Source organism: Enterobacter sp. E20 (genome assembly GCF_000801755.2).
Classification (GTDB): Bacteria; Pseudomonadota; Gammaproteobacteria; order Enterobacterales; family Enterobacteriaceae; genus Enterobacter; species Enterobacter asburiae_B.
Window position 1 is genome coordinate 4,522,543 of record NZ_CP012999.1, and the last position, 21,806, is coordinate 4,544,348.

19 protein-coding genes, 2 tRNA genes and 1 rRNA gene are annotated in these 21,806 nt (G+C 55.6%); 4 read left to right on the top strand and 18 right to left on the bottom strand.

What is annotated here, in order from left to right; all coding sequences use genetic code 11:
- Window positions 1–5 precede the first annotated feature (5 nt).
- From NI40_RS21145 to pepQ, 7 genes are all read right to left on the bottom strand, one after another.
- A tRNA-Ala gene (locus NI40_RS21145) sits at window positions 6–81 on the bottom strand.
- A 42-nt stretch (window positions 82–123) separates the two neighbouring features.
- A tRNA-Ile gene (locus tag NI40_RS21150) sits at window positions 124–200 on the bottom strand.
- 69 nt (window positions 201–269) lie between these two features.
- Window positions 270–1,809 (bottom strand): 16S ribosomal RNA (locus NI40_RS21155).
- Window positions 1,810–2,163: 354 nt separating this feature from the next.
- The gene (gene hemG / locus NI40_RS21165; RefSeq protein WP_029739672.1) at window positions 2,164–2,709 is read right to left on the bottom strand and encodes a menaquinone-dependent protoporphyrinogen IX dehydrogenase; all 546 of its coding nucleotides are present in this window, start codon (window positions 2,707–2,709) and stop codon (window positions 2,164–2,166) included.
- A gap of 10 nt (window positions 2,710–2,719) precedes the next feature.
- Entirely contained in the window at window positions 2,720–4,171 is a 1,452-nt protein-coding gene (gene trkH, locus NI40_RS21170) for a Trk system potassium transporter TrkH (RefSeq protein WP_023309600.1), read from the bottom strand.
- Between the two features lie 41 nt (window positions 4,172–4,212).
- A complete protein-coding gene (locus NI40_RS21175) occupies window positions 4,213–4,827 on the bottom strand; it encodes an IMPACT family protein (protein ID WP_033146883.1) in 615 nt (204 codons plus the stop codon).
- Entirely contained in the window at window positions 4,827–6,158 is a 1,332-nt protein-coding gene (pepQ, locus tag NI40_RS21180; protein ID WP_039264243.1) for a Xaa-Pro dipeptidase, read from the bottom strand. Before pepQ ends, NI40_RS21175 begins: the two co-directional genes overlap by 1 nt.
- A 190-nt stretch (window positions 6,159–6,348) precedes the next feature.
- On the opposite strand from pepQ, the gene fadB reads away from it, so the two are divergent.
- Together fadB and fadA are read left to right on the top strand one after the other, a co-directional pair.
- The gene (gene fadB, locus NI40_RS21185) at window positions 6,349–8,538 is read left to right on the top strand and encodes a fatty acid oxidation complex subunit alpha FadB (RefSeq protein WP_039264244.1); all 2,190 of its coding nucleotides are present in this window, start codon (window positions 6,349–6,351) and stop codon (window positions 8,536–8,538) included.
- Between the two features lie 9 nt (window positions 8,539–8,547).
- A complete protein-coding gene (fadA, locus tag NI40_RS21190) occupies window positions 8,548–9,711 on the top strand; it encodes an acetyl-CoA C-acyltransferase FadA (RefSeq protein ID WP_008501515.1) in 1,164 nt (387 codons plus the stop codon).
- A gap of 182 nt (window positions 9,712–9,893) precedes the next feature.
- Here the strand turns inward: fadA and fre are convergent, their stop codons facing one another.
- On the bottom strand, window positions 9,894–10,595 hold the full coding sequence (gene fre / locus NI40_RS21195) for an NAD(P)H-flavin reductase (protein WP_008501516.1): 702 nt from the start codon (window positions 10,593–10,595) through the stop codon (window positions 9,894–9,896).
- 42 nt (window positions 10,596–10,637) lie between these two features.
- Window positions 10,638–12,128, bottom strand: coding sequence for a 4-hydroxy-3-polyprenylbenzoate decarboxylase (gene ubiD / locus NI40_RS21200; protein WP_161496003.1), 1,491 nt, complete (start codon window positions 12,126–12,128; stop codon window positions 10,638–10,640).
- A 173-nt stretch (window positions 12,129–12,301) separates the two neighbouring features.
- On the opposite strand from ubiD, the gene rfaH reads away from it, so the two are divergent.
- Window positions 12,302–12,793 carry a transcription/translation regulatory transformer protein RfaH gene (gene rfaH, locus NI40_RS21205; protein WP_033146887.1) on the top strand — a complete coding sequence of 164 codons (492 nt, stop codon included), beginning with the start codon at window positions 12,302–12,304 and terminating at the stop codon, window positions 12,791–12,793.
- On the opposite strand, the gene tatD is transcribed toward rfaH, so the two are convergent.
- The 9 genes from tatD to udp form a co-directional block, all read right to left on the bottom strand.
- Window positions 12,790–13,572 carry a 3'-5' ssDNA/RNA exonuclease TatD gene (gene tatD, locus NI40_RS21210; RefSeq protein WP_039264245.1) on the bottom strand — a complete coding sequence of 261 codons (783 nt, stop codon included), beginning with the start codon at window positions 13,570–13,572 and terminating at the stop codon, window positions 12,790–12,792. The two genes, rfaH and tatD, sit on opposite strands and share 4 nt — an antisense overlap.
- Before the next feature lie 41 nt (window positions 13,573–13,613).
- Window positions 13,614–14,384 carry a Sec-independent protein translocase subunit TatC gene (tatC, locus tag NI40_RS21215; protein ID WP_023309607.1) on the bottom strand — a complete coding sequence of 257 codons (771 nt, stop codon included), beginning with the start codon at window positions 14,382–14,384 and terminating at the stop codon, window positions 13,614–13,616.
- A gap of 2 nt (window positions 14,385–14,386) precedes the next feature.
- A complete protein-coding gene (tatB, locus tag NI40_RS21220) occupies window positions 14,387–14,929 on the bottom strand; it encodes a Sec-independent protein translocase protein TatB (protein ID WP_032662846.1) in 543 nt (180 codons plus the stop codon).
- A gap of 3 nt (window positions 14,930–14,932) precedes the next feature.
- Complete coding sequence (gene tatA / locus NI40_RS21225; RefSeq protein WP_024908000.1) at window positions 14,933–15,187, bottom strand: Sec-independent protein translocase subunit TatA; 255 nt, start codon at window positions 15,185–15,187, stop codon at window positions 14,933–14,935.
- Window positions 15,188–15,263: 76 nt separating this feature from the next.
- Window positions 15,264–16,904, bottom strand: a complete 1,641-nt coding sequence (ubiB, locus tag NI40_RS21230) for a ubiquinone biosynthesis regulatory protein kinase UbiB (RefSeq protein ID WP_029741825.1) — start codon at window positions 16,902–16,904, stop codon at window positions 15,264–15,266.
- Window positions 16,901–17,506 (bottom strand): ubiquinone biosynthesis protein UbiJ, encoded by a 606-nt coding sequence (ubiJ, locus tag NI40_RS21235; protein ID WP_039264246.1) that lies wholly within the window; start codon window positions 17,504–17,506, stop codon window positions 16,901–16,903. Before ubiJ ends, ubiB begins: the two co-directional genes overlap by 4 nt.
- Before the next feature lie 13 nt (window positions 17,507–17,519).
- Window positions 17,520–18,275, bottom strand: coding sequence for a bifunctional demethylmenaquinone methyltransferase/2-methoxy-6-polyprenyl-1,4-benzoquinol methylase UbiE (ubiE, locus tag NI40_RS21240; RefSeq protein ID WP_023309612.1), 756 nt, complete (start codon window positions 18,273–18,275; stop codon window positions 17,520–17,522).
- Window positions 18,276–18,341: 66 nt separating this feature from the next.
- Complete coding sequence (gene rmuC, locus NI40_RS21245; protein ID WP_039264247.1) at window positions 18,342–19,799, bottom strand: DNA recombination protein RmuC; 1,458 nt, start codon at window positions 19,797–19,799, stop codon at window positions 18,342–18,344.
- A gap of 139 nt (window positions 19,800–19,938) precedes the next feature.
- Entirely contained in the window at window positions 19,939–20,700 is a 762-nt protein-coding gene (udp, locus tag NI40_RS21250) for a uridine phosphorylase (protein ID WP_003860792.1), read from the bottom strand.
- A gap of 255 nt (window positions 20,701–20,955) precedes the next feature.
- On the opposite strand from udp, the gene NI40_RS21255 reads away from it, so the two are divergent.
- Window positions 20,956–21,762, top strand: coding sequence for a dienelactone hydrolase family protein (locus NI40_RS21255; RefSeq protein WP_039264248.1), 807 nt, complete (start codon window positions 20,956–20,958; stop codon window positions 21,760–21,762).
- The last annotated feature ends 44 nt before the right edge of the window (window positions 21,763–21,806 follow it).

The window sequence follows — 21,806 nt, forward strand, 5'->3', positions numbered from 1 at the left end:
AAAGATGGTGGAGCTATGCGGGATCGAACCGCAGACCTCCTGCGTGCAAAGCAGGCGCTCTCCCAGCTGAGCTATAGCCCCATCGTTTATAATCTCTGTACCGCTCATCCTTTAAAAGGAGTTTGGTAGGCCTGAGTGGACTTGAACCACCGACCTCACCCTTATCAGGGGTGCGCTCTAACCACCTGAGCTACAAGCCTGCAGAGATTTTTACTGCTGTTTTTCATCAGACAATCTGTGTGAGCACTACAAAGGCAGGTTCTTTAAGGTAAGGAGGTGATCCAACCGCAGGTTCCCCTACGGTTACCTTGTTACGACTTCACCCCAGTCATGAATCACAAAGTGGTAAGCGCCCTCCCGAAGGTTAAGCTACCTACTTCTTTTGCAACCCACTCCCATGGTGTGACGGGCGGTGTGTACAAGGCCCGGGAACGTATTCACCGTAGCATTCTGATCTACGATTACTAGCGATTCCGACTTCATGGAGTCGAGTTGCAGACTCCAATCCGGACTACGACGCACTTTATGAGGTCCGCTTGCTCTCGCGAGGTCGCTTCTCTTTGTATGCGCCATTGTAGCACGTGTGTAGCCCTACTCGTAAGGGCCATGATGACTTGACGTCATCCCCACCTTCCTCCAGTTTATCACTGGCAGTCTCCTTTGAGTTCCCGGCCTAACCGCTGGCAACAAAGGATAAGGGTTGCGCTCGTTGCGGGACTTAACCCAACATTTCACAACACGAGCTGACGACAGCCATGCAGCACCTGTCTCAGAGTTCCCGAAGGCACCAATCCATCTCTGGAAAGTTCTCTGGATGTCAAGAGTAGGTAAGGTTCTTCGCGTTGCATCGAATTAAACCACATGCTCCACCGCTTGTGCGGGCCCCCGTCAATTCATTTGAGTTTTAACCTTGCGGCCGTACTCCCCAGGCGGTCGACTTAACGCGTTAGCTCCGGAAGCCACGCCTCAAGGGCACAACCTCCAAGTCGACATCGTTTACGGCGTGGACTACCAGGGTATCTAATCCTGTTTGCTCCCCACGCTTTCGCACCTGAGCGTCAGTCTTTGTCCAGGGGGCCGCCTTCGCCACCGGTATTCCTCCAGATCTCTACGCATTTCACCGCTACACCTGGAATTCTACCCCCCTCTACAAGACTCTAGCCTGCCAGTTTCGAATGCAGTTCCCAGGTTGAGCCCGGGGATTTCACATCCGACTTGACAGACCGCCTGCGTGCGCTTTACGCCCAGTAATTCCGATTAACGCTTGCACCCTCCGTATTACCGCGGCTGCTGGCACGGAGTTAGCCGGTGCTTCTTCTGCGGGTAACGTCAATTGCTGAGGTTATTAACCTCAACACCTTCCTCCCCGCTGAAAGTACTTTACAACCCGAAGGCCTTCTTCATACACGCGGCATGGCTGCATCAGGCTTGCGCCCATTGTGCAATATTCCCCACTGCTGCCTCCCGTAGGAGTCTGGACCGTGTCTCAGTTCCAGTGTGGCTGGTCATCCTCTCAGACCAGCTAGGGATCGTCGCCTAGGTGAGCCGTTACCCCACCTACTAGCTAATCCCATCTGGGCACATCTGATGGCAAGAGGCCCGAAGGTCCCCCTCTTTGGTCTTGCGACATTATGCGGTATTAGCTACCGTTTCCAGTAGTTATCCCCCTCCATCAGGCAGTTTCCCAGACATTACTCACCCGTCCGCCGCTCGTCACCCGAGAGCAAGCTCTCTGTGCTACCGCTCGACTTGCATGTGTTAGGCCTGCCGCCAGCGTTCAATCTGAGCCATGATCAAACTCTTCAATTTAAGTTTGATGCTCGTGAATTAAACTTCGTAATGAATTACGTATGTTCACTCAGAGACTTGGTATTCATTTTTCGTCTTGCGACGTTAAGAATCCATGTCACTTTGAGTGCCCACACAGATTGTCTGATAAATTGTTAAAGAGCAGTGCCGCTTCGCTTTTCGCAGCGGCGCGGGGTGTGCATATTACGCTTTCCCGCTTCAGAGTCAAGTGATTAATTTCGCTTTTCTCTGCTGACCCGGCGGCGTGCGTGCCGTTGTTCCGTGTCAGTGGAGGCGCATTATAGGGAGTTATTCCGACGTGACAAGCATAAAATACAAAAAACTTTTCGTTCGCTCACTTTTCAAACTTAACGCTTATTTATGTCGCGAATCGCCCGTTAAATGTGCGATTTCCCGCGCAAAACTGGCCACCTGCGACCAGTCGGTATAAACCACTTCTTTACGCGTATCGGTTTCACCCCCCGTCATCTTCATAATCAGGCGGATCATAAAGCGGTCATACCAGCGGTAGCGAGGGTAACGCAGCGCGCCGGCAAAGACGGCGCACAGGTCTGGCTGCCACGGCGAGCTGAGTAAAAACTTGCGCGTGTAGCTGTTGGTCTGCGGCGTACGCTTCTCGGCTTTACGTGCGACCAGGTTGACCGAGTAAAACGCACCTGGCAATTTGTTGAGCACCGCCGTGTGCTTTTTCACAAAGCGATCCAGCGCCGGATGGAAATGCCCGTAACGAATTGACGCGCCAATCACCACGCGATCGTACTCCTGCCAGGCTATCTGCTCCGCACGGTTCAGGTTCACCACATCAGAGTAAATACCCAGCTCTTTTAATTCCGATGCCAGATAAGCGGCAATCTCACGCGTTTGTCCGTCTCGCGTAGAGAAAAGAATCAATGTTTTCATCAACGGCTCCTTACTCGCGCCAGAATGTAGGAGTGAACAGCACCAGCAGCGTAAAGACCTCAAGACGACCAAACAGCATATTGGCGATGAGGATCCATTTCGCGACCGGGTTCATGCTGGCAAAGTTATCCGCCACAACGCCCAGGCCGGGCCCGAGGTTATTCAATGTCGCTACGACGGACGCAAAGGCGGAGAAATCATCCACCCCCGTCGCGATAATCGCCAGCATACTGACGATAAACACCAGCGCATACGCCGAGAAGAATCCCCACACCGCTTCGAGGATACGTTCCGGCAGCGCGCGGTTCCCGAGTTTGATGCTGTAAACCGCGTTCGGGTGGACCAGACGCTTCAGCTCACGGTTCCCCTGCTTAAACAGCAGCAGAATACGAATCACCTTCAGGCCACCGCCCGTAGAACCCGCACAGCCCCCGATAAATGCCGAGCATAACAGCAGCACCGGCAGGAACAGAGGCCAGCGCGCGATGCTGTCCGTGGTAAACCCGGCGGTCGTCGCCATCGATACCACCTGGAAGAACGCCTGATTTAGCGTGGTCAGCGCGGAGTTGTAGACATCATGGAACCACAGCACCAGGGTACAGATGATCACCAGCGTCAGCTGGACGCCAATGAACATGCGGAACTCAGGGTCACGCCAGTACACTTTCAGGCTGCGCCCGCTCAGTAAAGAGAAGTGCAGGCCATAGTTACAGCCTGAAATCAGCAGGAAAATGGCAATAATGGTGTTAATCGTTGGACTGTCGAAGTAGCCGACGCTGGCATCATGGGTGGAGAACCCGCCGATCGCGATCGTCGCAAAGCTGTGTCCGATGGCGTCGAAAGCCGGCATCCCGGCAAACCATAGCGCCAGCGCACATGCCACCGTCAGTAATACATAGATAAGCCAGAGGGTTTTCGCCGTCTCGGCAATACGCGGGCGCATTTTATTATCTTTCAGCGGCCCGGGCATTTCGGCGCGATAAAGCTGCATGCCGCCAACGCCCAGAATAGGAAGAATAGCCACTGCCAGGACGATGATCCCCATCCCCCCGAACCACTGCAGCATCTGGCGATAAAAGAGAATGGCGTGCGGGAGTGAATCCAGCCCCACCAGCGTCGTCGCCCCGGTGGTTGTTAAACCGGAGAACGATTCAAAAAAGGCATCCGTGATGCTCAGGTTAGGCTGTTCAGAGAAGATAAAGGGCAGCGAACCGACGCTCCCCAGCACCGTCCAGAACAGGACCACAATCAGAAATCCTTCGCGAGATTTCAGCTCACCTTTCTGACGACGGTTTGGCCACCACAGCAGCGAGCCGATCGCCAGCGCGACAAAGAAGGTCTGGGTAAATGCCCGCCCCGCGCCGTCCCGGTAGATAAGCGCCACCAGTCCTGGGAGAATCATCGTCCCGGAAAAGAGTATGACCAGCAGTCCAACGATTCGGGTTATGGCACGAAAATGCATCTCTGCCGCTTCCTTTGGTATTCAAAAAAGTGAGGTGGGGATTATTCTTCAATCGGCAGCAATTGCAACGAACCACGACTAAAATCAGCCAGTTTTGCTGAAAAAGCAGCCAGCTCCGCCTGCGGAAGCGCCACGCGTAATTGCACCATTGCCTGATATTCACTGTGCGCGATGACGCCGTTAAACTGTTTGAGCAGCGTTTCAATGCCCGATAGCTGAGCGTAATCGCACAACAAAGTATATTCGGTGAGCGGCGTTTTGCGGGTAGTTGTGAGCATATTCAGTGCCTGCTGAACTCCGCCGCCATAGGCTTTTACCAGCCCACCCGTGCCTAACAGGATGCCGCCGTAGTAGCGCACCACCACGGCGGTAATTTCACCCACGCCGCTGCCCATCAGCTGCGAAAGCATGGGTTTACCGGCCGTGCCCGCCGGTTCACCGTCATCGGAAAACCCCAGCTGTTGTGAATCGTCCGGCGGCCCTGCCACCCACGCCACGCAGTGGTGACGCGCGTCAGGATGCTCAGCCCGAACGGACTCGACAAACGCCTTTGCCGCCTCTACGCCGTCGGTATGCGCCAGCAGCGTAATAAAGCGGCTTTTCTTGATTTCCTCAACAAAGGTGACCGGTTCAGCCGGTATCAGCCAGCTTTCCATCAGGCCAGCTTCAGGTCTCGCGTCATATTCTCGATACCGTTTTCGTGAACCACCACGTTATCTTCGATGCGAATACCGCCAAACGGCTTCAGCGCGTCAATTTTTTCCCAGTTGAAGTGTTTGCTGAACTGGCCTTCACGCCACGGCGCCAGCAGGGATTCGATAAAGTAGATCCCCGGTTCAATCGTCAACACCATACGCGGCTCCAGAATACGGGTGCAGCGCAGGTAAGGATATTTAGACGGTGCCGCCAGGTGCGTCCCGGTATCATCCTGCATAAAGCCCGCAACGTCGTGAACCTGCAGGCCTAGCGGGTGGCCGATACCGTGCGGCATGAATGGCCCGGTCAGATCGTTCTCGACCATCGCCTCTTCGCTCATGTCTTTCACAATCTGATGTTTACGCAGCAGTTTTGCGATGCGCTGATGGAACTGGATGTGGTAATCCACATAGCTGGTTCCCGCCTTCATGGTGCCAATCAGCGCCAGCTGTTCATCGTTTACGTCTTTAATCAGCTGCGCGAAATCGGTATCCGCATTCGCCGCCCAGGTACGGGTCAGGTCGGCCGCGTAACCGTTGTACTCGGCGCCTGCGTCAAGCAGGAAGCTGCGCAGCTCCGACGGTACGTGGTGATCCAGTTTGGTGTAGTGAAGCACAGACGCGTGCTCATTCAGCGCGACGATATTGCTGTACGGCACGTCGGTATCACGGTGGCCTGTCGCGGTCAGATAGGCCTGGTTGATATCGAACTCGCTCATGCCGGACTGGAACGCTTCATGCGCGGCACGGTGACCGTTCACCGCCGTTTTTTGCGCTTCACGCATGCAGTAAAGTTCGTAGTCGGTTTTATACGCGCGGTAATAGTGCAGGTAATCCAGCACGCCTTTCGGATTGAGTTTGTCTGCCGGAATATCCAGACCCAGCGCGCGCTCCGGAACAGGGCCAATATAGGCGATGTTGCCCCGCGCGGCAGGCAGCTGGCTGCCAATGCCGTCCGCTTTCGGCAGTGCAATCACATCAATCTCTTCCGTCCAGAAAGAGGTCGGCAGCGGTTCTACGTTGTGCCAGTAATCGACCGGCAGGTAGAACCACAGTTTCGGCTTGTTCACGCCATCCACCAGCAGCCAGCAATTTGGAACCTGAGTCACCGGCACCCAGGCTTTAAACTGCGGGTTCACCTTAAACGGATAAGCGTGGTCATCCAGAAAGGTATTCATCAGCTCGCCGGAGTGGATCAGCAGCGCATCCAGCTTAAAGCGGGCCAGTACATCGCGGGTACGTTCCTGTAGGGTAACGATATGATTTTTATAAAGCGAAGCCAGTGAGTCCATCATTCTTCCTTTCGTTTTTTTGACCTCAAGTCATCGCATCTTAGCACACCTCACTCCGGCTGCGTGATTTCCACCGACCGTGATCAATGCAGCATTTTCTTAATGAGTAATTTGCATTTTATTAACATAAATCCCACACTCCGATTCATCTGGTATGACCAGATCCAATTGCTGGATTCAGGAGACTGACATGCTCTACAAAGGCGACACCCTGTACCTCAACTGGCTGGAAGATGGCATTGCCGAACTGGTGTTCGATGCTCCCGGCTCAGTGAACAAGCTTGATACCGCGACGGTGGCCAGTCTTGGCCAGGCGCTGGATGTTCTTGAAAAACAACCTGAATTAAAAGGGCTGCTGCTGCGTTCGAACAAAGCGGCCTTTATTGTCGGTGCCGATATCACCGAGTTTCTTTCGCTGTTCCAGGTCCCGGAAGAACAGCTGAGCCAGTGGCTGCACTTTGCCAACAGCGTCTTTAATCGTCTGGAAGATCTGCCTGTCCCGACCATTTCCGCCGTTAACGGCTACGCGCTGGGCGGCGGCTGCGAGTGCGTACTGGCGACCGACTACCGTCTGGCGACGCCGGACCTGCGCATCGGCCTGCCGGAAACCAGGCTGGGCATCATGCCGGGCTTTGGCGGCTCCGTGCGTATGCCGCGCATGCTGGGTGCCGACAGCGCGCTGGAGATCATTGCCGCAGGTAAAGATGTCGGCGCAGAACAGGCTCAGAAAATCGGCCTGGTCGACGGCGTCGTGAAGCCAGAGAAACTGGTTGAAGGCGCACTCGCCATTCTGCGTCAGGCCATTAACGGCGATCTCGACTGGAAAGCCAAACGCCAGCCGAAGCTGGAACCGTTAAAACTCAGCAAGATTGAAGCCACCATGAGCTTCACCATCGCTAAAGGCATGGTGATGCAGACGGCGGGTAAACACTACCCGGCGCCGATCACGGCGGTGAAAACCATTGAAGCGGCTGCTCGTCTCGGACGCGATGAAGCGCTGAAGCTCGAAAATCAGAGCTTTGTCCCGCTGGCGCACACCAATGAAGCTCGCGCGCTGGTCGGTATCTTCCTCAACGATCAGTTCGTGAAGGGTAAAGCCAAGCAGCTGACCAAAAACGTTGAGACGCCAAAACATGCGGCGGTACTCGGCGCCGGCATTATGGGTGGCGGTATCGCTTACCAGTCCGCCTGGAAAGGCGTGCCGGTAGTGATGAAAGACATCAGCGAGAAATCCCTGACGCTGGGCATGACCGAAGCGGCCAAGCTGCTGAATAAACAGCTGGAGCGCGGAAAAATTGACGGGCTGAAGCTTGCAGGCGTGATCTCCACCATTCAGCCCGTGCTGGAATACAGCGGTTTCGACCGTGTCGACGTAGTAGTCGAAGCCGTCGTCGAGAACCCGAAAGTCAAAAAAGCGGTGCTGGCAGAAACGGAAGATAAAGTTCGTCCTGAGACCGTGCTGGCCTCTAACACCTCCACCATTCCAATCAGCGAACTGGCGAGCGTGTTGAAGCGTCCGGAAAACTTCTGCGGGATGCACTTCTTCAACCCGGTACACCGTATGCCGCTGGTCGAAGTGATCCGCGGGGAAAAAACCTCTGACGAAACCATCGCTAAAGTGGTGGCATGGGCCAGCAAGATGGGCAAAACGCCGATCGTTGTTAACGACTGCCCGGGCTTCTTCGTTAACCGCGTGCTGTTCCCTTACTTTGCCGGCTTCAGCCAGCTGCTGCGCGACGGTGCGGACTTCCGCAAAATCGACAAAGTGATGGAGAAACAGTTCGGCTGGCCGATGGGCCCGGCGTATCTGCTGGACGTGGTCGGCATTGATACTGCTCACCACGCTCAGGCGGTGATGGCGGCAGGCTTCCCGCAGCGTATGCAGAAAGATTATCGCGACGCCATTGACGCTCTGTTCGACGCTAACCGCTTCGGCCAGAAAAACGGCCTGGGCTTCTGGCGCTATAAAGAAGACAGCAAAGGCAAACCGAAGAAAGAAGAAGATGCCGTGGTGGACGGCCTGCTGGCCGATGTAAGCCAGCCGAAACGCGACTTCACCGACGATGAGATCATCGCCCGCATGATGATCCCGATGATCAACGAAGTGGTGCGTTGCCTTGAAGAAGGCATCATCGCCAGCCCGGCAGAAGCCGATATGGCGCTGGTGTACGGCCTGGGCTTCCCTCCGTTCCACGGCGGCGCGTTCCGCTGGCTGGACACGCTCGGCAGCGCCCGCTATCTCGATATGGCTCAGCAGTATCAGCACCTCGGCCCGCTTTATGAGGTGCCGGAAGGGCTGCGTAACAAAGCGCGCCATAACGAACCCTACTATCCAGCAGTTGAGCCAGCCCGTCCGGTTGGCGAGCTGAAAACGGCTTAAGGAGTCACAATGGAAAAGGTTGTCATTGTTGATGCGATTCGCACCCCGATGGGCCGTTCAAAAGGCGGTGCATTCCGTAACGTGCGTGCGGAAGACCTCTCCGCGCATCTGATGCGTAGCCTGCTGGCGCGTAACCCGGCGCTGGATCCTGCTGCGCTGGACGATATCTACTGGGGCTGCGTGCAGCAGACCCTGGAGCAAGGTTTCAACATCGCCCGTAACGCGTCGCTGCTGGCGGAGATCCCGCATTCGGTTCCGGCCGTCACCGTCAACCGCCTGTGCGGTTCGTCAATGCAGGCGCTGCACGACGCGGCGCGGATGATCATGACCGGTGATGCGCAGGCCTGCCTGGTGGGCGGCGTCGAGCACATGGGTCACGTGCCGATGAGCCACGGGGTCGATTTTCATCCTGGCATGAGCCGTAACGTGGCGAAAGCCGCGGGGATGATGGGTCTGACTGCCGAGATGCTCTCTCGTCTGCACGGCATTAGCCGTGAAATGCAGGATGCCTTTGCCGCGCGCTCTCATGCTCGCGCATGGGCGGCGACGCAGTCCGGTGCCTTTAAGAATGAGATCATCCCGACCGGCGGCCACGACGCTGACGGCGTACTGAAGCAGTTCAGCTACGACGAAGTCATCCGCCCGGAAACCACCGTAGAAGCGCTTTCTACCCTGCGCCCTGCGTTTGATCCGGTCACCGGTACGGTAACGGCAGGTACTTCGTCGGCGCTGTCAGACGGTGCCGCCGCGATGCTGGTGATGAGCGAAAGTCGCGCCCGCGAGCTGGGCTTAACGCCTCGCGCACGGGTACGTTCGATGGCGGTCGTTGGCTGCGATCCTTCAATCATGGGTTACGGCCCGGTTCCGGCCTCGAAGCTGGCGCTGAAAAAAGCGGGATTAACCGCCAGCGACATCGACCTGTTTGAAATGAACGAAGCGTTCGCCGCGCAGATCCTGCCGTGCATTAAAGATCTGGGGCTGATGGAGCAGATCGACGAGAAGATTAACCTCAACGGCGGCGCGATCGCCCTCGGCCACCCGCTGGGCTGCTCCGGGGCGCGTATCAGCACGACGCTTATCAACCTGATGGAACGCAAAGATGCCCAGTTTGGTCTGGCAACGATGTGTATCGGGCTGGGTCAGGGTATCGCGACGGTGTTTGAGAGAGTGTAAATCAGGAAAAGTATCTCAAAGCCAATGGCGTCAGAACAAGGCGGCAAGCGAGCGAATCCCGATGAGCTTACTCAAGTAAGTGATTCGGGTGAACGAGCGCAGCCAACGCAGTTATGGCGTCATTGGCGAAGAGAGACAGTTTAGTTGCCGTTCTTCCCGCCTGTCAGGGGCGGGTTTTTTATTTAAATGAAGGCAAACGCATCGCCAAACAGGCGGTCTTCACGCGCGTCACGTTCGTTGCAGAACAGGTCGCGGGCAATTTTCGCCATCTCAAAACGGCCAGCGATATAGATATCGTGCCCTGCCAGCGTGCCGTGATCCTGCAGCACCGCCGTCAGCACCGTCCCGCTGCGACCACGCCAGCCCTCTTCCGGCTGCTCGACCACCGGCTCAATGCGCAGGTTAGGATGGGTTACGCTCAGCGCTTCCAGCTCAGACAGGTCGTACAGATGTTTCTCTTCGCGGCCACCCCAGTAAATGGTGATGTCACGGTCCGGGTTACGCGCCAGGGCGGTCAACAGAATAGAGCGCACATAAGAGAAGCCCGTACCGCCAGCGATCAGGATCAGCGGACGGTCTTCGTCATCGCGCAGCCACGCATCGCCGTGCGGAATATCCACCACGATTTCACGTTCCTTCAGGATCCGATCCATCACCGCCATCGCATACAGGTTAAGCTCTGACGCACCAATATGAAGCTCAATAAATTCCTGCTCCGCTGGCGTTGAGGCCATAGAGAAAGGACGCTTATCACGCTCATCCATCACAACCATCAGGTACTGACCCGCGCGGAAAGAGAATGGCGCTTCTGGCACTAAACGGACGCGATATACGGTGTCGGTGATGGCATCTACCGAGGTCACTTTACAGCTTAAGGTTGTCATTCGCTCTCTCTGTCGGGAAGTCTATAGGGCTTAACGGTCAGCTCAGGGTTTACCGTTATTCATTATGGCCAGCTCGTCCCAGATCGCGTCAATTCGCGCGGTCACTGCAGGATCTTTTTTGATCGGGCGACCCCATTCACGGTCGGTTTCGCCAGGCCATTTATTTGTGGCATCCAGTCCCATCTTTGAGCCAAGGCCGGAAACCGGCGAGGCAAAATCCAGGTAATCTATCGGCGTATTTTCGACTAACACCGTATCGCGCGCCGGGTCCATTCGCGTGGTAATGGCCCAGATTACGTCATTCCAGTCGCGGGCGTTAACGTCATCATCGCAGACAATAACAAATTTGGTATACATAAACTGGCGCAGGAAAGACCATACGCCCATCATCACGCGTTTAGCATGACCAGGATACTGCTTCTTCATCGTGACCACCGCCATGCGATACGAGCATCCTTCAGGCGGCAGATAAAAATCAACAATTTCCGGGAACTGCTTTTGCAGGATCGGCACAAACACTTCATTCAGCGCCACGCCCAGCACCGCCGGTTCATCCGGTGGACGTCCGGTATACGTGGAGTGATAAATCGCATCTTCACGCTGCGTAATGTGCGTCACGGTAAACACAGGGAAGTTATCCACTTCGTTGTAATAGCCGGTGTGGTCGCCGTAAGGGCCTTCTGGCGCCATTTCACCCTGCTCAAGGTAACCTTCCAGCACAATTTCCGCACTGGCCGGAACTTCGAGATCGTTAGAGATACACTTCACGACTTCGGTTTTCGTTCCGCGCAGCAGGCCTGCAAATGCATATTCAGAGAGCGTATCCGGCACCGGCGTGACGGCTCCCAGAATGGTGGCCGGATCGGCGCCTAAGGCGACAGACACCGGGAAACGCTCCCCCGGATGCGCAGCGCACCACTCCTGGAAATCCAGCGCGCCGCCGCGATGCGACAACCAGCGCATGATCAGTTTATTCTTGCCAATCAACTGCTGGCGGTAAATACCGAGGTTTTGCCGCTCTTTGTGCGGGCCGCGCGTAACGGTCAGCCCCCAGGTGATAAGCGGAGCGGCATCTTCAGGCCAGCACTGCATAATAGGGATTTTGGTAAGATCAACCGCATCACCTTCCAGCACTTTCTGCTGGCACGGCGCGCCGCGCAGGCGTTTGGTGGGCATGTTCAGCACCTGCTTAAACTGCGGCAGCTTGTCGAACAGATCGCGGAAGCCTTTCGGTGGCTCCGGCTCTTTCAGAAACGCCAGCAGTTTACCGACTTCACGCAGCGCAGAGACGTCTTCCTGCCCCATTCCCAGTGCAACACGACGCGGTGTACCAAACAGGTTGCACAGCACCGGCATGGAGTAACCTTTCGGATTTTCAAACAGTAATGCGGGGCCACCGGCACGCAGGGTGCGGTCAGCAATTTCTGTCATCTCCAGATAAGGATCGACAGGAAGTGTAATACGTTTGAGTTCACCCTGCTTTTCCAGCAGCGTCAGGAAGTCGCGGAGATCGTGGTATTTCATGCAGTTAATCATGGCCTCTCTGTAAGCGCTTCATTATACGGCGTAAGCCTGCTTGATGCTGTAATTTTGTTAAATAAGCGTGAACTTATGCGTTCTGTTCCATTTTCCCCCATTATAATCAACTTAGCGATCCCGCCAGGGTTTTGATATGCTTGCGCCCCGAACTAAGGGAAAGAGTGATTATGCAGGCCTGGTATTTACTGTATTGCAAACGCGGGCAACTTCAGCGCGCGCAGGAACATCTTGAACGTCAGTCTGTAAATTGCCTGACACCCGTGATCACGCTTGAAAAAATGCAGCGCGGGAAGCGCACAACCGTCAGTGAGCCGTTGTTCCCGAACTACCTGTTCGTGGAGTTCGACCCGGAAGTCATCCACACCACCACCATCAGCGCAACGCGCGGCGTCAGCCACTTCGTTCGTTTTGGTGCCCACCCGGCAACGGTTCCGTCGACGGTCATTCATCAGCTGTCAATTTATCAACAGCCTGAAGGGATCACCGACCCCGAAACTCCTTACTCGGGCGATAGCGTCGTGATAACCGAAGGCGCTTTCGAAGGCCTGCAGGCGATTTTTGCCGAGCCGGACGGGGAAGCGCGCTCTATGCTGTTGCTCAATCTGCTGAACAAGCAGGTGCTGCAGAGCGTTAAAAACACCGACTTCCGCAAACTCTAAACGTTTATCCCGAACAGATTACGCACGTTGTCATCCGTCTGCGCCGAAAGCCAGTGCGGATCCTCTCCGCGCCACTTCGCGACGCTCTCAACAATGTGCCCCAGATACGCGGGCTCATTTCGCCGAGATGCCGGTTTGGGTTTCATGTCGCGCGGTAGCAGATAAGGCGCATCGGTTTCGAGGAGCAGCCGGTCAGCCGGGATTACCGGCAATAGCTCACGAAGTTCAAGCCCGCGACGCTCATCGCACACCCAGCCGGTAATACCCAGATAAAGCCCTCGCGCCAGGCAATCCAGCGCTTCCTGCCGTGAACCGGTGAAACAGTGCAATACCGCGCCGGGCAGTTTCTCCAGCCACGGATCCAGAAGTGCCAGGAAACGCTCATGCGCGTCGCGGCAGTGCATAAACACGGGCATTCCAAGCTCTGCCGCAAGCGCAAGCTGGGCAGTAAACGCCTTTTCCTGCTCTTCAGGCGTGGAAAAGTTACGGTTGAAATCGAGACCGCATTCGCCGATCGCCACAACGTCTGGCGTCTTTGCCAGCCTGTACAGGGTGTCGCCACTTTCCGCGGTCCACTGGCTGCTGTCGTGAGGATGCACGCCAGCAGTAGACCAACAGCGATCGTATCGTTGCGCCAGCTGCTGCGCCTGCTCGCTCTCATGCACGTTGGTGCCCGTCAGCAGCAGTCCTTTCACCCCGGCGGCAAAAGCACGCGCAACCACCTCATCACGGTCTTTCGCAAACTGCGAGCTGGTCAGGTTGAGTCCGATATCAAACATGCAAATCCCCATATAACAACCGCCCTGACGGGCGGCTGGTTTTACTCTTCAGTGGTCTTGTCGGACGTATCGTCTTCGTCATCCGCTCGACGTCCTTTACCCACGTAGAAACGCGAGAAGAAAACGCCGACCTCAAATAGACAGTACATCGGTATAGCCAGCAGCGTCTGCGAGAACACATCCGGCGGTGTCAGCAGCATGCCGACAACAAATGCGCCCACAAGGATATACGGACGCTTCTTACGCAGGTCATCCGGGGTCGTTACTCCTACCCAGCAGAGCAGCACAATAGCCACCGGCACTTCGAATGCCACGCCAAACGCCATAAACAGCGCCATCACAAAGCTGAGGTAGCTGGCGATATCCGTCGACACCTGGACCCCTTCCGGCGCGGTATGCGTCAGGAAGCCGAAGGCCAGCGGGAAGACAACGAAATAGGCAAACGCCATGCCGATATAGAACAGCAGCGAGCTGGACACCAGCAGCGGGATCACCAGCTTGCGTTCATGCTTATACAGCGCTGGCGCCACAAACGCCCACACCTGATAAAGAATGACCGGTGCAGAAGCAATCAACGACACCCAGAAGGTCAGCTTGATGGGGGTAAAGAACGGCGAAGCAACGTCTGTTGCAATCATCGTTGCGCCCAGCGGCATCTGCTTGATCAGCGGCGCAGAGACCACCTGATAGATATCGTTGGCAAAATAGACCAGGCACAGGAATATGAGTAAAACCGCAATAATGCAGTTTAACAGGCGCTTACGCAGCTCAATGAGGTGCGTAATCAGCGGTTGAGTATCATCTACTGCCATGTTTACGCTTTATCACTCGACGAGGGGGATGATTCGGAAACGGACGCAGCGGGCTTCACTTCCGCCGCTTTTGCTACCGGCTCTTCCGGCTGCGCCTGTTTTTTCAGTTCGGTTTCCTGAGGCGTCTGTTCTGGCGCGGCAGCCTGATGTTCAGCGCTGGCAGGCGTTACGCCCTCGCGCTGCTCCTCGCTGCCCTTCACCACCGGGTTATGGATGGTGTTCGCTTCATCGCTCGCTTTTTCAGGATCGTTAACGCTATAGGAGCGCTTCATCGATTCTGCCGCTTCGCGCAGCTCATCCATTGACGCTTTCAGTTCCGGCGTCAGGTTATCCATGCTCGCCTTCTCGACCTTTTTCAGGCTTTCCTGAAATTCCTGCAGCTTAAGCTCCTGCGCCAGTTCATTCTGAACGGTCGATGCCAGCGATCTCAGCGCACGAACCCAGCCCGCAACGGTTTTCACTGCCACCGGCAGACGCTGCGGTCCCAGCACAATCAGGCCAATCACAAAGACCAGCAGGAGCTCACTAAAACCAATGTCGAACACGACTTACACCTGCTCTTTATCGTGGCGTTTAGCGTCTTCCTTTTTGGCTTCTTCTTGCTTGTCGGCGATGGATTTAGCAGTAAAGTCAGCGTCCTGGCTGGTTTTATCCTGCTTGCTCTCATCATCGCTCATCGCTTTCTTGAAGCCTTTGATAGACGCGCCCAGATCGGAACCAATAGAACCGAGCTTTTTGGTGCCAAACAGCAGCACGACGATGACGGCAATGATCAACAATTGCCAGATACTGATACCACCCATACATGTTCCTCAGGGATAGATGATTAATGAGTCAGGCCGCATTATACGTATGCGACCCGTCGATAGCGACGCACGCTCAGCGCGTTTTTCGCCAGCCTGCTAGCCAGACTACCACTCCGCCAGCCATCAGCCAGGCGGGCATCATCTGCCAGTCCGGACGGTTGATCAGCAGCAGCGTACCGCTCAGCAGCAGCGTTGCGCCAATCCCAAAGAGATAGCGTGACTGCCCCTGGCGAACACGGCTGGACTGAAGTTCGCGGGCGATTTTATCCATGCTGTGCTGAAGGTTCTTGCTCTGACGCAAACTGTCATAAACCAGTTCAGGAATTTCAGGCATTTTTTCTATCCAGAACGGGCCTTTCTCTTTCAGCGAGCGCACCAGCGCCGGAATGCCAACCTGATCCTTAATCCAGGATTCAAGGAAAGGTTTCGCGGTCTTCCACAAGTCTAACTGAGGATAGAGCTGTCGGCCTACACCCTCAACGTAAAGTAATGTTTTCTGGAGTAAAACTAGCTGTGGCTGAACTTCCATATTAAAGCGGCGAGCCGTGTTGAACAGGTTTAACAGCACATGCCCGAAGGAAATTTCCGCCAGCGGTTTTTCAAAAATCGGTTCACAAACGGTCCGGATCGCGAATTCGAACTCTTCGACGTTGGTGTCCGGCGGCACCCAGCCGGAATCGACGTGCAGCTCGGCCACCTTACGGTAGTCGCGGTTGAAAAACGCGATGAAGTTCTCAGCCAGATACCGTTTATCTTCTTTGTTCAGCGACCCCACAATCCCGCAGTCGATACCGATATACTTCGGATCCTCAGGATGTTCGTAGCTCACGAAGATATTGCCCGGATGCATGTCCGCATGGAAAAAGCTGTCGCGGAACACCTGGGTAAAGAAGACCTGTACGCCTCGTTCAGCCAGGAGCTTCATGTTCGTTCCCTGTTTCTCCAGGGCGACCACATCCGAAACCGGAATACCGTAGATACGTTCCATCACCATCATGTTCTGGCTGCAGTAGTCAGAATAGACTTCAGGTACATAGAGCATCGGGCTGTTTTCAAAGTTGCGACGCAGCTGAATGGCATTCGCCGATTCACGCAGCAGGTTAAGCTCATCAATCAGCGTTTTTTCATATTCCCGCACCACTTCCAGTGGACGAAGGCGACGCCCGTCCGGCAGCAAGCGTGGCACCCAGCGCGCCAGCCGATAAATCAGCTTCATGTCCGCTTTGATGACTGGCAGGATGTCCGGACGAATGACTTTAATAACGACTTCTTTGCCGTTTTCTTTCAGACGCGCGGTGTGCACCTGCGCGATAGAGGCCGATGCCAGTGGCTTAATATCGAAATCGTCAAACCAGGTCTCGACGGGGACATTTCCCATCGCCTCTTCAATTTGCTTTTTCGCGCGCGCGCCGTCAAACGGTGCGACGCGATCCTGCAGCATCGCGAGCTCATCGGCAATCAGAGGCGGGAAGAGATCGCGGCGAGTCGACAGCATCTGCCCGAATTTAATCCAAACCGGGCCGAGCTCCTGCAGCGCCAGGCGCAGACGCTCACCCAGCGGTTGACCTTTATGGCGATTGGGCATCCAGAAGAGCATCCGCCGCCAGATACGAAGCGGCAGCGTGATACGCATTTTGGGGATAAGCTCGTCGAGCCCGTAGCTCAAAAAGGTGCGAATAATAAAATAGAGGCGCCGAATTTCACCAGGCGTCATTTGCCCTCCAGTTTTTCCAGCCGTTTGGTTAACGCATCAACCGCACGTTCAACAGCAGCGGTCTCTTCCGCAAACCATGCAACTTCCAGTGGCCCGGGCGCCATTCGCCACTCCTCAGTCAGCACTTCCGCCGCATAGCGTTGCTGGCGCTGAAGGTTTTTACGCGCAAAGGAGGCGCCGCCATGAAGGACTTTCCCGATGCCTTCGGCGGCAATGTCGCCGATAAAAGGAGCGAGCAGCTCTGCCGGGTCGAACTCCGCCAGATCGGTGAGCGCAACGAAGTTCTGCACGACCTGAATGTCGCCCTCCACTTCCAGCTCACCGCTGCGGATAAGCGCCGTTAACTGCTGGCGATCGCGCAGTTTTGGCAGCACGCTCATGTGCGTAATGACCGAGCAGTCGGCTTCACCTTCCCACGCCCCCAGAACGTCAAGCTGGCGTTCGCTGAATACCAGCACAAGCGGCGTCGAGAACTCTTTTAAAACAATACGTAATACCTTTCCGTTAAGCCGCTGACGTGCAGCTTTCAGCGCAGGGGCGCGATACAGAAAAGCGTTCAGTACATTCTCGATGCCTGCGGAGACTAAGGGTTTAAAGGGCACGGGACACCTCCACTCAGAATTTGTAACCGCGATGCAGCGCGACGACACCGGCCGTCAGGTTGAAATATTCAACGTTCTCAAATTCCGCGTCCTGCATCATGGCTTTTAATGTGTCCTGATCCGGGTGCATACGGATAGATTCCGCCAAATAGCGGTAGCTTTCAGCGTCGTTAGCCACCAGCTCACCAATACGCGGCAGCACGTGGAAGGAATAGGCGTCGTAGGCTTTGCTCAGCGGCTCAATGATCGGTTTAGAGAACTCGAGCACCAGCAGACGTCCACCCGGCTTCAGCACGCGGTACATGGAGCGCAGCGCTTTTTCTTTATCGGTCACGTTACGCAGACCGAAAGAGATCGTGATGCAGTCAAAGGTATTGTCCGGGAATGGCAGCGCTTCGGCATTTGCCTGTACATACTCCACATTCCCCACCACGCCGATGTTACGCAGCTTTTCGCGTCCCATTTTCAGCATGGAGTCATTAATATCGGCGAGAACTACGCGACCGGTTTCGCCCACCAGACGGGAGAATTTCGCGGTTAAATCGCCCGTGCCACCGGCTAAATCCAGCACCGTTTGTCCACGACGTACGCCGCTGCAGTCAATGGTGAAGCGCTTCCACAAGCGATGAATGCCGAACGACATCAGGTCATTCATCACATCGTACTTCGCCGCCACGGAATGAAATACGTGGGCCACCATGTCAGCTTTCTGCGCTTTGGCGACAGTCTGAAAGCCAAAGTGCGTTGTGTCTTGTGAATCGTCAGCCATCTTAGAGCCTGCTTATCAGTAAAATGTTCGTGAAGTGTAACAGATTGGGCGCGTTTGCCCTACGTTTCAACCACCGCGAAAGAAACGCGCTGAAGTCTCGTCTGGTGATAAATCCGCCGCTAACGTGTTGTCTTCACTGTTTGTCTTTTGTTCGTCCGCACCTTCTCGCAGGCGAAATTCGTCGTCCTGGGCGGTGGCCTGTTCGACCAATTCCGGATTAATCTCGCGTTTAACCTCAACCCCCAGGCTGCGGAATGATTCAGCCTGTGCCAGCAGATTGCCGCGTCCGGAGGTGAGTTTTTTCATCGCCTGGCGGTAGTTATCCTGCGCACGATCCAGGCTCTGACCGACTGAAGACATGTCGTCCACGAAGAGGCGCATTTTGTCGTAAAGCTTGCTGGCACGATCGGCAATCTGCTGCGCGTTGCGGCTCTGGTGCTCATAGCGCCACAGGTTCGCAATGGTGCGTAACGCCACCAGCAGCGTGGTGGGGCTGACCAGCATAATGTTATTTTTGAGCGCTTCGGTGATAAGTTCAGGCTGTCTGTCGAGTGCCAGCAGAAATGCGGGTTCTACCGGGATGAACATCAGGACATAGTCCAGCGAGCGCAGCCCCGGCAGCTGCTGGTAGTCTTTTCTGCCAAGCAGGCGAATATGATTACGCACGGAGGCAATGTGCTCCTGCAGCGCAGACTCGCGGGTGTAGTCATCGTCCGCATTAAAGTAGCGTTCATACGCCACCAGCGTCATTTTGGCGTCAATCACCACATCTTTACCCTGCGGCAGCCGCACGATGACATCCGGCTGCATACGCGAGCGGGCATCGTTTTCGATACTCACCTGCGTTTCGTACTCGTATCCTTCGCGCAGACCAGAGGCCTCAAGCACGCGGGTCAGCACCACTTCTCCCCAGTTGCCCTGGGTTTTGTTATCCCCTTTCAGCGCGCGGGTCAGGTTGACCGCTTCCTGCGCCATTTGCGCATTCAGCTGCTGAAGATTGCGAATCTCATGCGCCAGCGTGTGCCGCTCGCGGGCTTCCTGACCAAAGCTGTCCTGCACCTGACGGCGAAAACCGTCCAGCTGTTCGCGCAGCGGCGTCAGCAGGCTGTTCAGGCTCTGGCGGTTCTGTTCGTCAACGCGGCGGTTGCTGTGCTCAAAAATTCGGTTGGCGAGGTTCTCAAACTGTTCGCTGAGGCGCTGCTCGCTGTTGATCATCTGGCGGATTTTGTCTTCCGCATGCAGCTGGGTGGATTCAAGGCGGGTGGTCACTTCGCGGAGATCGGCCTCCAGCGAGGTGTTAATGTCTCGCAGGTTGCGCAGCTCGTTGTTAAGCAATTCGCACTCGTCGCGCCAGTGTTCGCTCAGAGCAAGCTGCTGTTTTGCCGCGCTTAAATCGGCGACTATCTCTTCGCGCTCTGCGAGCTGGTCGGCCTTCTGCTGCGCATGCTGGTAGCTGGAAATCAGCCAGCCAATCCCTAAGCCCACCAGCGCAATCACCGCGTAAATCAGGATCGAGATATCCACAATGCCCCCTGCATCAACGTATTACCCGCACAAAATAGAATTGTGCTGTATAAACGTCCAGTTTGAAAGGGTTTTCCTGCGAGGCGCTACGCAAAAAATAAAGGCCGAACGCGTCGGCCTTTGATTACAGAAGAGAGGATCAGATCAGGCGACGCGCTGCTTCCACCACGATTTTCACTGCATGACTTTCGGTCTGCTTCATGGTTTCGGCGTTCGGGATCTCCTGCTGGGTACGGTTGACGATAACGCCCGCCACCATACCGGCACGCAGACCCTGGCTTGCGCACATGGTCAGCAGCGTTGCGGATTCCATTTCGTAGTTCATCACGCCCATGGACTGCCACTCTTCCATTGAGCCTTTGAAACGGCTTACCACGCGGCCTGAGAAGGTGTCGTAACGCTCCTGGCCCGGGTAGAAGGTGTCGGAAGAGGCGGTGACGCCCACGTGGGTGGTCGCGCCCACGGATTTCGCGGCTTCAACCAGCGCGGTGGTGCATTCGAAATCAGCCACTGCCGGGAACTCCATCGGAGCAAAATGCAGGCTTGCGCCGTCCAGACGAACGGACGCGGTCGTGACCAACACGTCTCCGACGTTGATGTGTGGCTGGATAGCGCCAGTGGTACCAATACGCAGGAAAGTACGGATGCCCAGCTGTGCCAGCTCTTCAACAGCAATAGACGTAGACGGACCACCAATACCGGTAGAGCACACGATCACCGCTTTGCCATCCAGCTCTGCGCGCCAGGTGGTGAACTCACGATGGGCAGCCAGCTTGACCGGCTTATCCATCAGCGCGGCGATCTTTTCCACACGCTCAGGATCGCCAGGGACGATAGCGAGCGTAGCCCCTTGTAAATCGTTTTTGGTGAGGCCGAGATGAAAAACATCAGACTTAGACATAGGTGACTCCTCTGTGGGTCGGTTAGTCAGAAGAAGTAAAACGGTACTTTACAGAAGCAGTAAGCATATTTTCGTGACACACCTCACCATGAATGAAAATGATTACATTGAATTTCCATAAAAAAGTGATTCACATCACATTAACAAGTTATAACGCCAGGTGCTGCACAAAAGATAGACCGTTTAAGGCACTGTGAGTTGTTAACCTGGTGTCTATATTTACCTTTGCGCTAACTCATTGGTACGGAGAATGCCATGACTGAAAAAACCGGTTTTGCACCTGCTGCGGCCCCACATGCTTCAACCATCGTGTCGACGCCAGAAGCGGCAATTACCGCGGGCGAGACCTCCATTCCCTCGCAGGGGGAGAATATGCCTGCTTATCACGCACGGCCAAAATCGGCAGACGGTCCGCTGCCCATCGTGATTGTGATTCAGGAGATATTTGGTGTTCACGAACACATTCGCGACCTCTGCCGCCGACTGGCGCTGGAAGGGTATCTGGCCGTTGCGCCAGAGCTCTACTTCCGTCAGGGCGATCCGAACGACTACAGCGATATTCCAACATTGCTCAGCAACCTGGTGAGCAAAGTCCCGGACGCGCAGGTGCTGGCCGATCTCGACCACGTCGCCAGCTGGGCGGCGCGCAACGGCGGCGATCCGCATCGTCTGCTGGTCACGGGTTTCTGCTGGGGTGGACGCATTAGCTGGCTGTATGCCGCGCATAACCCGCAGCTCAAAGCCGCTGTCGCCTGGTACGGCAAACTGGTGGGTGAGAAAACGCTGAATTCACCGAAACATCCCGTCGATATCGCCACGGAGCTAAACGCCCCCGTGTTAGGGCTTTACGGCGGTCAGGACACCGGTATTTCTCTGGATTCGGTAGAGAACATGCGCCATGCGCTCCGTGCGGCCAATGCGAAGGCGGAGATCGTGGTGTATCCGGATGCCGGGCACGCGTTTAACGCCGATTATCGTCCGAGCTATCACGCAGAATCAGCCAAAGATGGCTGGCAGAGAATGCTGGCGTGGTTTAGCCAGTTCGGCGGTAAGAAAGCGTAATAAAAAAAGCCCGGTGGCGGCTATGCCTTACCGGGCCTACGCAT

Coding starts and splice junctions, on each gene's coding strand:
- udp (WP_003860792.1), bottom strand. CDS start 20,700: ATGTCTAAGTCTGATGTTTTTCATCTCGGCCTCACCAAAAACGATTTA.
- tatA (WP_024908000.1), bottom strand. CDS start 15,187: ATGGGTGGTATCAGTATCTGGCAATTGTTGATCATTGCCGTCATCGTC.
- trkH (WP_023309600.1), bottom strand. CDS start 4,171: ATGCATTTTCGTGCCATAACCCGAATCGTTGGACTGCTGGTCATACTC.
- fadB (WP_039264244.1), top strand. CDS start 6,349: ATGCTCTACAAAGGCGACACCCTGTACCTCAACTGGCTGGAAGATGGC.
- pepQ (WP_039264243.1), bottom strand. CDS start 6,158: ATGGACTCACTGGCTTCGCTTTATAAAAATCATATCGTTACCCTACAG.
- fadA (WP_008501515.1), top strand. CDS start 8,548: ATGGAAAAGGTTGTCATTGTTGATGCGATTCGCACCCCGATGGGCCGT.
- ubiB (WP_029741825.1), bottom strand. CDS start 16,904: ATGACGCCTGGTGAAATTCGGCGCCTCTATTTTATTATTCGCACCTTT.
- fre (WP_008501516.1), bottom strand. CDS start 10,595: ATGACAACCTTAAGCTGTAAAGTGACCTCGGTAGATGCCATCACCGAC.
- tatC (WP_023309607.1), bottom strand. CDS start 14,384: ATGGCAGTAGATGATACTCAACCGCTGATTACGCACCTCATTGAGCTG.
- ubiE (WP_023309612.1), bottom strand. CDS start 18,275: ATGGCTGACGATTCACAAGACACAACGCACTTTGGCTTTCAGACTGTC.
- tatD (WP_039264245.1), bottom strand. CDS start 13,572: ATGTTTGATATCGGACTCAACCTGACCAGCTCGCAGTTTGCGAAAGAC.
- rfaH (WP_033146887.1), top strand. CDS start 12,302: ATGCAGGCCTGGTATTTACTGTATTGCAAACGCGGGCAACTTCAGCGC.
- NI40_RS21255 (WP_039264248.1), top strand. CDS start 20,956: ATGACTGAAAAAACCGGTTTTGCACCTGCTGCGGCCCCACATGCTTCA.
- hemG (WP_029739672.1), bottom strand. CDS start 2,709: ATGAAAACATTGATTCTTTTCTCTACGCGAGACGGACAAACGCGTGAG.
- NI40_RS21175 (WP_033146883.1), bottom strand. CDS start 4,827: ATGGAAAGCTGGCTGATACCGGCTGAACCGGTCACCTTTGTTGAGGAA.